General features: G+C 41.7%; 13 protein-coding genes. 2 read left to right on the forward strand and 11 right to left on the reverse strand.

Annotated elements, in window-relative coordinates:
* The first annotated feature begins 4 nt into the window (after positions 1-4).
* On the forward strand, positions 5-274 hold the full coding sequence (locus EGI32_RS10490; RefSeq protein ID WP_255155350.1) for a YtxH domain-containing protein: 270 nt from the start codon (positions 5-7) through the stop codon (positions 272-274).
* A gap of 44 nt (positions 275-318) precedes the next feature.
* Here the strand turns inward: EGI32_RS10490 and EGI32_RS10495 are convergent, their stop codons facing one another.
* The 10 genes from EGI32_RS10495 to EGI32_RS10540 all read right to left on the reverse strand — a co-directional run bounded on the left by EGI32_RS10495 (position 319) and on the right by EGI32_RS10540 (position 9,261).
* Positions 319-1,203, reverse strand: a complete 885-nt coding sequence (locus tag EGI32_RS10495) for a L,D-transpeptidase (RefSeq protein WP_255155351.1) — start codon at positions 1,201-1,203, stop codon at positions 319-321.
* 144 nt (positions 1,204-1,347) lie between these two features.
* Complete coding sequence (locus tag EGI32_RS10500; RefSeq protein ID WP_255155352.1) at positions 1,348-2,529, reverse strand: glycosyltransferase; 1,182 nt, start codon at positions 2,527-2,529, stop codon at positions 1,348-1,350.
* Between the two features lies 1 nt (position 2,530).
* Positions 2,531-3,370 (reverse strand): hypothetical protein, encoded by an 840-nt coding sequence (locus tag EGI32_RS10505; RefSeq protein WP_255155353.1) that lies wholly within the window; start codon positions 3,368-3,370, stop codon positions 2,531-2,533.
* A gap of 27 nt (positions 3,371-3,397) precedes the next feature.
* Entirely contained in the window at positions 3,398-4,705 is a 1,308-nt protein-coding gene (locus EGI32_RS10510) for a lipopolysaccharide biosynthesis protein (protein ID WP_255155354.1), read from the reverse strand.
* Positions 4,706-4,744: 39 nt separating this feature from the next.
* The gene (locus EGI32_RS10515) at positions 4,745-5,599 is read right to left on the reverse strand and encodes a hypothetical protein (protein ID WP_255155355.1); all 855 of its coding nucleotides are present in this window, start codon (positions 5,597-5,599) and stop codon (positions 4,745-4,747) included.
* Entirely contained in the window at positions 5,586-6,107 is a 522-nt protein-coding gene (locus EGI32_RS10520; protein WP_255155356.1) for a hypothetical protein, read from the reverse strand. The genes EGI32_RS10515 and EGI32_RS10520 overlap by 14 nt, the downstream gene beginning before the upstream one ends.
* A gap of 119 nt (positions 6,108-6,226) precedes the next feature.
* Positions 6,227-6,988 (reverse strand): triose-phosphate isomerase, encoded by a 762-nt coding sequence (gene tpiA, locus EGI32_RS10525; RefSeq protein WP_255155357.1) that lies wholly within the window; start codon positions 6,986-6,988, stop codon positions 6,227-6,229.
* 79 nt (positions 6,989-7,067) lie between these two features.
* Positions 7,068-8,108, reverse strand: coding sequence for a putative sugar nucleotidyl transferase (locus tag EGI32_RS10530; RefSeq protein WP_255155358.1), 1,041 nt, complete (start codon positions 8,106-8,108; stop codon positions 7,068-7,070).
* A gap of 171 nt (positions 8,109-8,279) precedes the next feature.
* Positions 8,280-8,564, reverse strand: coding sequence for a type B 50S ribosomal protein L31 (locus EGI32_RS10535; protein WP_255155359.1), 285 nt, complete (start codon positions 8,562-8,564; stop codon positions 8,280-8,282).
* A 205-nt stretch (positions 8,565-8,769) separates the two neighbouring features.
* A complete protein-coding gene (locus EGI32_RS10540) occupies positions 8,770-9,261 on the reverse strand; it encodes a YajQ family cyclic di-GMP-binding protein (protein ID WP_255155360.1) in 492 nt (163 codons plus the stop codon).
* Positions 9,262-9,302: 41 nt separating this feature from the next.
* Between EGI32_RS10540 and EGI32_RS10545 the strand changes: the two genes are divergently transcribed.
* Positions 9,303-9,842: a GxxExxY protein gene (locus EGI32_RS10545; RefSeq protein WP_255155361.1), complete on the forward strand. Its 540-nt coding sequence runs from the start codon at positions 9,303-9,305 to the stop codon at positions 9,840-9,842.
* Between the two features lie 46 nt (positions 9,843-9,888).
* Here the strand turns inward: EGI32_RS10545 and EGI32_RS10550 are convergent, their stop codons facing one another.
* Positions 9,889-10,878 carry an IS110 family transposase gene (locus tag EGI32_RS10550; protein WP_255154530.1) on the reverse strand — a complete coding sequence of 330 codons (990 nt, stop codon included), beginning with the start codon at positions 10,876-10,878 and terminating at the stop codon, positions 9,889-9,891.
* Positions 10,879-11,099 lie beyond the last annotated feature (221 nt).

The raw sequence follows: 11,099 nt of genomic DNA on the forward strand, positions 1-11,099 counted from the left end.
AATCATGACTACAATACAGAAAATGCTGGTGGGATTTACAGCCGGCGCTATTTTGGGTATTTTATATGCTCCGCAGAAAGGAGCCAAAACAAGGCGCAAACTGGCTACACTCGGCAACGATATGAAAGAAGGCTGGAACAGGATAACAGACAGGGTGACCGATAAAATAGAAGGGATCCGTGAAGGTGTAGAAAATCTTGCCGATAACGCCATAGATAAGGTTGAAAGTACACAGTTCGACATTACGCCACCCACCATGGCAGGAAGATATTAAAGCAAAAATCCCCGTAAATATTTACGGGGATTTTTATGCTGTTTTTATTGTTTATTTTTTACGGCAAAATAGTCCGCTCTTTTTTTCTGCTCTGTTAAAATATTGTCCAGGTATTTATTGCTGACCGCTTCAAGGTCTTTTACAGAAATATCCAATGCTTTTGGATCCCCGGCCAACTGCAGCCAGGGCTTTTCCCCATCAAACGGATAAGTGCCGAATACCACTACCGGTGTACCTTTTGCCAGGATATCATCCGAGCCTTTTAGTTCCCATTGCTCCGCCCAGTTGTACAAAAATTTTGCATCCCTTTCCTGCAGGCGCAGGCAACTGTGGGAGGCCGGGTATCCCGGAAGCTCATACTGGTGAAAGCCTATTCCCTCTTTATTTTCGATATTGAAATTCCATTTCAGATCCCACTCATCATTGAAGGTACTGGTGGTCTGCTCGGCTTTCCAGTTGGTGAAATACAATCCTTCGGGTGTAGGGTCTTTTTTTCGCCCCATATTGGTAGGGCCGCTGTACACCAGCTCGCCATGATCGTAAGCGGCGAACGTTTGCGATGGATATGAAAAGAAAATGATCTTGTTTACTTCTTCCAGAGAAGACACGCTCAGCGGAAACCCCATGTAATACTCAATATCCCCGCTCATATCAGAAGGTACGATGATCACCGGAAGTTTTTTCAGATTGTCAGCATCCGTCCTGTTCACCGCCATCAGTATATCAAGCTGATGGCCGTTCAAAGAAGAATCATTTTTCGATAACCATTGCTTCGTAGTGTCAAGCGTATAAGTGAACGAAGGTGGTGCTTTGCGTTGTTTTTGAGAAGCAGTTTTCTTTTTGGGAGATTGCTCGTTACTATTGTTTTTACACTGGGTAAAAAATAAACTTACCGCTATTGCGGCTAAGATGAATCCTGATGATTTCATAAATGAGGCTGTTGGTTTCGCTCATTAAGGAAAAATCTATGCCAAATCAATTAAGAATTAAAAATTAAGAATTAAGAATGGGGATATATCAGGTTTGCATATCTTAAATACTGTTATATACTATTAATTGCTAATTTTTAATTCTTAATTTTTAATTGATTCATACAGTTGAGAGAATTGTTGTCCCACCACCTCATAGTGATATTTTGCGGCAGAATCAATCACCACCTGTTTATTAAAGATTATTTTTCCCTGCATCATTTGAAGCATCTTCTCAGCGAGCATGGCCGGATCGTCTTTTCCCGCAAAAATACCGTTGATGTTTTCTATTATAGTTTCCCGGAATACAGGGATATCGCTTGCTATCACCGGCAGGCCGCAGGCATTTGATTCAATGATCACATTCCCGAAAGTCTCGTATCGAGAATACATGATAAATGCATCAGAAGCCCTCATGGCCGCGGCCAGTACCTGCTGACTTACTTCTCCTTCATGAATGATATGATCGCTGATGCCACAGGTACGGATGAGCGTCTTACATTCAATTGATAAGGGGCCAAATAACCGAAGGACGAACCGGGGATCTTTTTCCTTCAGCAACTCAACCGCTTTTAATATAGCTTCTATATTTTTGGGCCAGCTCATGGAAGATGCGTGGATGAAACGAACTGTTTCTGTGCGTTCATGCTGCTTCGCAAAAAAAACTTCCCGGTCAACTACATTAGGTACCACAACAGATGCCTGGAGCGTAAACAACTTTTTAAGTGCTTTTGCGAGTACCGACGAAACCGTAGTGACCATTGAAGCCTGCTCAAATACCTGCTTCCCTCTTTCCTGAACGAGCGGATGAAGATCTGTAAAGGTTTCTTCCGCAGCATCGAGATACCCACTCCAGTGTTCTGTTACAACATAAGGAACTCCATATTTCTTTTTCAACCAGACAGCCATCGTGCCGGCTTTTAATGCAACATGCACATGCGTGAGTTCGGGCAATCCTTGATCGCTGATGTATTTTGTGATGGCTTTTTTGTACAACCTGTTATAAGTACGATCGGAAATAAATCTGTCCAGCAAACGCAATCCTGTCTTTACAGGATGATAGTAGATCAGTTCTTCAGTGTAAGTATCATACACCTGCTTTACAGTTGTATTTTTTTTTGTCATCGTGCCCTCTTCATCCTTTACAACATGAATTACATATTGCGAAGCAATGGTGGAGATGGCCTGAATATGCCGTTGTGTAAAATCACCTACTGCACGCTGCACAGCCGATGGGTACCACGAAGGCAGCACCAGTATCCGTTTTGCAGCAGCATGCCCATTCATATTAATTTGATTTTGCCGAAAGAAAGATCCACTGCATGAAAGTCGGCCTTTCCTGCAGGATGTATCGTTTGAGCTGGTAGCTTTTGTCTTTTAGTTCAGGGTAATCGTATTTAATCGCTTTAAGATGATCATCCACACTGTCCACAATGTCTATATCATGGGTTTCTCCAAATAATTTACTGAAATATTCCACTAGATCATAATGGAGATGCAGGTGCAATTCTATCACCAGGTCGGCATTGCGGAGTTGTTTTGCATTGGTGCTGGTAAAAATACCTTTTTCGGCACCTTCGCAATCCACCATAAAAAAAGAACGCAGGTTGGTGTCGCTGTGTAATACCTCGGCAGCAGTATATGTACCACCATAAACCATCTGTTGCTCTACTCCGTTGCGAACCGCCAGTGCTTTGGTTTTTACATGGGCATCCGGGTCCGTATCAAATGCCTTGATCTTCGTACCTGGCATAAGACGGGCCATCCCTACCGCGTAATACCCATCGTGGCAGCCGATATTCACCACTTCATCGTACCTTCTTTTTACGGCAGCAAGAATAAAAGGATGGATCTCGGCTTCGTAACTGCCCAGCAATTTTGAGTACGACAAACTATCGCCCGCCGCTTCCAGGCTGAATTTCATTCCTTTGAAAGGACCATGTTTTACCACTTCATCAGAAAAGATATCATATACCTGACGCTCCAGTTCTGCTATAACACCGGCATCTACAAAGTTTTCACGGGAAGCTTTCAGGCGTTCGCCAATATATACGAGGGGTTTCAACAAAGTGTAGGATACTTTATTGACGAGTAATTTTTGCAGGAATGATTTGCCTGTAGTGTTCATTTGAAGTGCAATGTAAATAAAAGTTGGTTATTGCCTGCTCTTCGGGCGTATCGTATTCAGCAGTATCTTTTTCAATGTGGCCAGGTCGGTAGGTCGGCCGATGAAAAAATCGCTCAAAGGGCCATCATATTCTTTTTTTACATGGATCATCACGTAAGCAAGTAAAGCGAAATAGCCCAAACTACTGACTGCTGCAGCAATATTGATGGAATAATATCCCAGGAGGGCTAAATTACCTCCTGCGATGATCAGCAAAGCGATGAAGGCTGAAATAAGGTTCACCCGCAGATTGTTTACCCCGGCATTGTACGCGGTAATACAATACGACATCGACAAAGCCAGTATTCCCGGCGTAAGATAAAGGAAGGCGGTGTGCATTTTAGTGAAGCTGTCTCCAAATATAAAGGGAAACAGCCATTGCCCCGAAATACCTATCAATATACAGGCCAGCAGGTAAACAAAGAGTATCACCCGCGACATGACAGCCAGCAACCTCAGCATATTTTTTCGGTTACCCGAAGCCGTTAGTGGAAAGATAACCGCTGCCAGGATGGTTGGTAGCAGGAAAAAAAGTTGTGCGATCCGGGAAACCTGAATGTAATTTCCCAGGTCGTCTGCCATGCAATATTTTTTTACGAAAAAATAATCGACCCTGTAAACGAGAAAAAAAATGAGGTTGCCGATCCAGGCGGTAAGGCTATACCGGAATATTTTTTTGAGAAAATCTGCGGAAGGTAACCTGAAAGTGAGGATACGTATATATTTTATACAGAAAAAAATAGTCGCAAAAATGCCCGATACCAGGAAACTGTAAAAGTAAAAATTGTAATAAGAAGAATCGTTTGCCAAAGTTTGTGCAACGATGCCATTGCCCGGCATCACCAGTATCAGCAGGCAATTGATAGTTATAGCGATGATGTTGGGTAACACAAAATCTTTTCGTGCGGTAAAGAGGCTGTTACTGTAGGTGGATAATAAATTACCGCAGACAAAAGAAATGCAGATGGCGTCAAACAAAGGCCGCAAGCCATTTTCACCAACTTTAAAAAAGTAAGACAGTAACCAGAGCAATGCGGCTGAAAGAATGCTCATCAGCAGCGAAAGGTTCACCAGCCGTTCTGCAGGCACTTCATTTTTCACGCCGTAATAAGTCATACCGGATTCCAGGCTCAGGCTCAGCAACAGCACCATGAAGGAATAAATGCTGGCGAGGTAAAAGATATCGCCGCTGATGGCTGCGCCGAAATGCCTTGCCAGCAATATGTTCAGCAGGAATGCGGAAAGCTGCAGCAGCCCCCTCCATAAGATATTCCTGTATAGATATTTTGCCAGCATCCGGTAGTTAAAAGATTTGATTGGGTTTTAAAGATAACATTATCGGCGTTGGTTTTGCTCCTTCAGCCTTTCTACTTCGGGATCATATACATGCCGCGACAAATAAAAACATCCCATGAACGGCAACCAGAAAAAATATACGATCTCCATCAGGAAATAATCCGCTACCGCAAATGCACAAAAGAGCAGGATAAGATAACGGTCATACCTACACGTAAATAATCCTGTCACAAAAACAAATTCCAGCAGGAACGCCGCGAGGTACAGGCAGTAAGACCAGGCCGGATGATCCACGAGAAAACGAATGATCGCGGCAAACCATCCCTGCGGATGCTCTGCCAGTAAATTGGCATGCTGGTAGATCAATATGCCCGAAAACTGATCTGTATTGAAAACCCCGCCCAATCTTATTTTCCAGAGAGCCGCTGTAAAAAAGAAGAGAATAAACAATATCCGCAGTCCATGCAGGAGGTAATAAAAACCCTTGGTGGATGTTGAAATAAACAACAACGGAACAAGCATCCAGGCAATGAATCCTTCGATGCTGCCAAAACACATCATAGTAAAAAAATAGCCGTACAGCATACTGAAAACTGATGTTGCAACGGCGAGAAAACCTTGCAGCCTGCTTTTTTTAAAACATGCCAACACAAGAAGGCAAGGCAACAGGAGGTATAGGGTGTCCATCAGTATCCTCATCCACTGATGTTTTATCAACTGTTGCTGCAAGCCCGTAAGCATGAAAAAATTTCCGGTAACATCAGGTTTGTTTAAAAAATATACCGGCTGTAATGCGGAAAAATTAAATCCATAAAAAAAGAACCATGCATAACTCAGCAGGAAACATAGCAGGTAAAAAGCGGCGAAGCGATTGATATTTTTATTTGTCAGCAACAATACTCAATTCATTTAAAGGATTACTTACAGGCTGCATGCCTTGCGGGCTCCAGGTAAAGTTGCGACTGGTGAGCACGACATTCGCCACACTCCTGCCCAATACTTTGCTGATCGTTTTCAAATACCAATCGTTAAACTGTTCATCCGAAATATGATTCAGAAAAAGATCATCTTTCATGAGCCCGGTAAATCCGAATATCTTTTTCATGGAAAACAGCACTTCAGGATTAATTGTTTTTTGTAGTTGATAATTACCCGGCGACAACAATAAAAGGTCGCGTTGCGCAAACGGGATTGTATTCATATCGAGTTGGCGGCCATTGACCGACAACTGACAGATGTTTTGTGTATCTGTGCTGTACCTGGGCGAACCATACATTCCATACATATAAACCGGCGTTGCCACCGCCCCCTGTTTATAATTGATGGCGAGAAACGCCAGCAACAATAAAAAGAAGATGTAAAAACCGGGTTTATTGTAGTGGTATAATTTTTTAAGATACATATTTAATGGATAATTTTATAATTGATAATGGATAATGCTGCCGATAGACAGTGATTTCAAAAATGGAATTTTATTCAATCAGATGGAAAATTATCCATTATCCATTATAAAATTGACCATTACTTAAGGCTGGCAATGATGGCCGCAAACTCTGTAGCGATGAGGCTTGCACCACCTACTAATCCGCCATCAACATCCGGCTGTCCGAAAATATCCTTTGCATTGGCCGCTTTTACGCTTCCGCCATACAGGATAGAAACCGTATCAGCAATCTCAGCGCCATATTTAGAAGCCAGTACCTGGCGGATATGCGCATGCATTTCCTGGGCCTGTTCGTTGCTGGCAGTACGGCCTGTACCGATGGCCCAGATTGGCTCGTAGGCGATGATGAAGTTTTTCATTTGCTCAGCAGAAAGATGAAAAAGGCTTTCGTTCAATTGTGTTTCCACATAAGTATTCTGTGTTTCAGTTTCACGGATCTGCAATGGCTCGCCGCAGCAAAAAATCGGCTGCAGGCCATTTTCAAAGGCAATATCAACTTTTTTTGCCAGCAATGCATTGTCTTCATGATTGTATTCCCTGCGTTCGCTGTGGCCTATGATTACATATTTAAGCCCGATGCTGTTGAGCATTTCGGCGCTCACTTCACCGGTATATGCACCGTTTTTATTTGCAGAGCAGTTTTGCGCAGCAACATATAAGCGGCTCGTTCCTTCCAGTTTCTCCCTGATCTTTGTGATGTATGGAAAAGGCACGCCAAAGATAGCCAGTTGATCTTCTTTCAATGAAATTCCGGCAGCCAGTAATTCGTCGGTCAGTTGTTCTGCCTGTTGCAGAGTGAGGTTCATTTTCCAGTTTGCCGCAGCAATTTGTTTACGCATGATTGAATTTATTTTAGTTTGTTGGTTTATCTGTTGTTTAAAAAGTTCAAAGGTTCAAGATGTTAAAGAACGTTTGAACTCATTGAGATTCATAGATCTTCCTCAGCATTTCAATTTCTTTTTCATTCACACTGTTTCCTTTCATTTTCTTCCATACATCAATATCCCTGATGGCTTTATCGAAGATATAACGGTCATTGCCCCACGAAAAATCAGCGAGATATTTTCGTGAAGATACATCGCCGAATATGTTACAACAAACGCCTACTACAGTGCCTGTATTGAAAGACGTATTGATGGCGGCACGGCTGTAATCGCCCATCAGCAGCCCGCCTTTGTTGCCCGCACTGGTGAATTCCATATTATTGTTGAGAAAATATTGTACGCTGCCGCCCGTGTTTTTCACATTGCTGTTGCTGGTGCCGGCGCCGAGATTGCACCACTCGCCTATCACGCTGTCACCCAGGTAACCATCGTGTGCTTTGTTGCTGAAGCCAAACATCACGGCATTTTTTATTTCGCCTGCTGCTACACAATGCGGGCCGATGGTGGTGGCGGCATATATTTTTCCGCCCATTTTCAATGTGGCACTTTCGCATAAAGCGAACGGCCCTCGGATCATATTACCTTCCATCACCACGGTATTTTTCCCGATATATATCGGGCCGGCAACTGCATTCAGTATACTGTATTGTACATCAGCGCCTTCTTCTATAAAAATATTTGAAGGATTGATATAAGTGTTGGTATCGCTGAAAGCCCCGGACTGCCTGCCTTCTGACGTTATTTTAAAATCGTGACGGAGTGCCCAATCATTATATTGAAAGATCTGCCACGGATGTTGCAGTATGCGGATCTCCTCCGTTTCCATGACAGCGATCTTATCGTAAGCGGCTTTTACCAGCGTATCGATGTTGTCGTTTGTAGGAATGATATTGGCATTGATGGTGAGCGCTGACGGGGGAATGTTATCTTCTGAAGAGAAAATATTGGCCCCTGTCAGCAATTGCCATTTTTCTTTAATGGTATAGATCCCGATACGGATATCGGCCGCATGCCTGGTAAGTGTAAAGGGGAATAAACCCTCCCGGCACCTGCTGTCATCTAAGAAAATGTCCATGCTATAAAATTACGAATTACGAATTACGAAATACGAATTAAGGATGCACAGTTTGAAAGAATACTTCATTTAAATGAAATCCATTCGTAATTCGTAATTTCTAATGGTTGAAATAAAAAATCCCCCGGGACGAACCAAGGGGATTTTAAAGTATAGCCATGAAAAACAATCTTATTCTGCAGACGGCTTAGCTTCTGCAACTTTATCTTTTTTACCGAAACGTTTGTTGAATTTATCGATACGACCGGCAGTATCTACCAGTACGTTTTTACCAGTGTAGAAAGGGTGGCTTGTGTTAGAAATCTCAAGCTTGATAACCGGGTACTCCTGGCCATCTCCTTCGTAAATGATAGTTTCTTTGGTTTCAGCTGTAGAACGGCTCAAAAAAGTAGTACCATTACTCATGTCTTTGAACACTACAGTCCTGTAATTAGTTGGGTGAACACCTTGTTTCATAATTGAATGTTTGTAATACGGATTTTGCCGTATAATTTTTAGAAAGCGCAAAGATAGAGCTTTATACTGAAATCACAAGCATAAATTAATGGATAATGGATAAATTTATAATGGATTATGTGTTAGCCTCAGAATTTTACATCTATCTTAAAATCATCAAAAACAATGCATTATCCATTATAAATTATTAAATTATCCATTAAGATCAGCTTTTCATGTTCACAAACTGAAGGGCAATTCCTACATTCCAGCCTTTGCTGGCCTGTATAACATCCTGGAGATCATCGATCTTTTTGCCGGTTACACGGATGATATCGTCCATAATGGCCGCCTGTACTTTCAATCCGCTGTCTTTTATCAGTTTCACGATCTTTTTGGCATCTTCCTGCTTTATCCCGTTGCGGACAGGGATTTCCTGCTTGGTTACTTTACCACTTGGATAGGGTTCTTTGGTCAGGTCATATACTTCAGCGGCAAGCCCCTGTTTCATGCTGCGGCTGATCAGCACGTCGATGATCTGCTGGAGCTTCATTTCGCTATCGGCTTCCAGGTTTACTTTGAAATCCTTTTTATTCAGATCGATCACTACATGCGATCCTTTAAAATCGAAACGGTTGGTGATCTCTTTATTTACTACGTTAATGGCATTATCGAGGGTCTGAAGATCCACTTTGCTGGTCATGTCAAATGATGGCATAGCTATAATTTTTTACAAAGATAAAAAAGGATGGCGAGAGATTGGAGGTTTTTATAACGGAGATCAGGGGAGAAAAAAAGCGGCTTTTTGAGAGGTTTTTCACTTGGTGGCTAGTCGTATCTAATGTTGCTTTGCTATTTGAACCACAGAGAACAGGAGGCCACAGAGAACCACAGAGAAATATGAATAGAAAATTTTTACCATTATCGGCACAGGAAAATTTATTGGCCAAACAGGCTATTGACATTGCTTTTAAAATTCACAGCTACTTAGGGCCGGGACTTTTGGAAAGCGTTTATGAGACATGTTTTTGTCATGAATTGTCTTCAAGAAATATTCCTTTCGTAAGACAAAAAATCGTTCCCATTAAATATGAAGGTCTGTTGATAGAAAATGCCTTAAAGATCGATTTACTAATGGATGATAAATTAATAATCGAATTAAAAGCGCAGGCTATATACCATCCTGTGTGGGAAGCACAACTACTAAGCTATCTGAGGCTTTCCGAAAAAAGAATAGGATATATCATTAATTTTCATACAGCATTCATGAAAGACGGATTCAAAAGGTTTGTTTTTTGAATTAATCTCTGTGTATTCTAAGATCAATAAATCACCAAAAAATAGTTTAAGCTACCTTTTTAAATCCATCTACAAACGGGGATTTTCTTTTTACAACAGCAAACATCCTGTGAATTAATTTATTTCTTAAGATATTAATGGTACTTCTTTTTGATTTTCCTTCTGCTATCCTACGCTGATAATATTCCTTTAGTTCCGGATCGTGCTGCATGGCTGATCGGGCGGCCAGATCCAGTAATGTCTTCATTTCCTTATCTGCCAGATGACTGATCTTTGTTTTGCCCCGAATACTGCTGCCGGAACTATATTCGAATGGGGCTGTTCCGCAATAACAGGCAAACTTACGCCCATCTTTAAAGCGGGTAAAATTGGCTGTTTTGATAATTGTTACAGTCGCCGTAACCGGGCCTATGCCCCGGACACTTCTTAAATAACCATAATTGCTGCTGATCCCTTCATTGCTTTTAACAAGCCGCTCTGTTTCCAGCGCTAACTCCTGAATTTGTTTTTCCAGCATTGCTAATACTTTCTGTTGAGATTTAATGATCAGATCACTCTCCTTGATTCCGATATTGCGGTATTCCTTAAGGCTGCATTTTAAAGAAGTTTTTTGTCTTACCAGGCCGGAACGAACTGTATTGAGCATTTTCAAGCGATCAAGATCTTTATCCACAGGAGCATGGGGTATTAGCTTATGTTGTTTCTCTACCCCATATAATGCGATCCTTCTGGCGTCTATTTTATCCGATTTCCCTCTTACTATGCCCTGGGATCTTAGTATTTCCAAAGCAGCCACCTTTACAAATAAAATCGAATACCGATGTAAAAATTCTTCAAACAGGTAACTGTAAAGTCCGGTATGTTCCATGAAGATACCTGCCTGGCAGGTGGATACGTTCTGTTCTTTAAACCATTGCAACAATAATCTAAATCCGCTTTCATTGTTTTCAATGCAATGGTGAGTGCCGGTAGAATGACAAAACACATCAATTGTTTTTTTGGAGAGGTCTGCTCCGATAATGTGCTGAACTTTCATAAATTTGTTTTTAAGCATTAATAAAAAGTTGCTTTGCCTAAAACCTTTAATTAGTCTTTAAGGACTTAATATTCTAATTGGGCCTTGCAACCGTGGAAGGCGATGGGGACTGATACACAGATTAGATCGTAAGTCTAGCCCTCTGTCAAGTTCACCCCATTTCCTTTCACAAATTTTATTAATCTTAATTACCTATCAAAGAGCTGTTTTCTATCTAAAGG

The organism is Ferruginibacter sp. HRS2-29, from assembly GCF_024343615.1.
Lineage (GTDB): Bacteria > Bacteroidota > Bacteroidia > Chitinophagales > Chitinophagaceae > Ferruginibacter.

What these genes read in the sequence shown, in the direction of transcription:
- EGI32_RS10490 (WP_255155350.1), top strand. Translation starts at nt 5, where the DNA reads ATGACTACAATACAGAAAATGCTGGTGGGATTTACAGCCGGCGCTATT.
- EGI32_RS10495 (WP_255155351.1), bottom strand. Translation starts at nt 1,203, where the DNA reads ATGAAATCATCAGGATTCATCTTAGCCGCAATAGCGGTAAGTTTATTT.
- EGI32_RS10500 (WP_255155352.1), bottom strand. Translation starts at nt 2,529, where the DNA reads ATGAATGGGCATGCTGCTGCAAAACGGATACTGGTGCTGCCTTCGTGG.
- EGI32_RS10505 (WP_255155353.1), bottom strand. Translation starts at nt 3,370, where the DNA reads ATGAACACTACAGGCAAATCATTCCTGCAAAAATTACTCGTCAATAAA.
- EGI32_RS10510 (WP_255155354.1), bottom strand. Translation starts at nt 4,705, where the DNA reads ATGCTGGCAAAATATCTATACAGGAATATCTTATGGAGGGGGCTGCTG.
- EGI32_RS10520 (WP_255155356.1), bottom strand. Translation starts at nt 6,107, where the DNA reads ATGTATCTTAAAAAATTATACCACTACAATAAACCCGGTTTTTACATC.
- tpiA (WP_255155357.1), bottom strand. Translation starts at nt 6,988, where the DNA reads ATGCGTAAACAAATTGCTGCGGCAAACTGGAAAATGAACCTCACTCTG.
- EGI32_RS10530 (WP_255155358.1), bottom strand. Translation starts at nt 8,108, where the DNA reads ATGGACATTTTCTTAGATGACAGCAGGTGCCGGGAGGGTTTATTCCCC.
- EGI32_RS10535 (WP_255155359.1), bottom strand. Translation starts at nt 8,564, where the DNA reads ATGAAACAAGGTGTTCACCCAACTAATTACAGGACTGTAGTGTTCAAA.
- EGI32_RS10540 (WP_255155360.1), bottom strand. Translation starts at nt 9,261, where the DNA reads ATGCCATCATTTGACATGACCAGCAAAGTGGATCTTCAGACCCTCGAT.
- EGI32_RS10550 (WP_255154530.1), bottom strand. Translation starts at nt 10,878, where the DNA reads ATGAAAGTTCAGCACATTATCGGAGCAGACCTCTCCAAAAAAACAATT.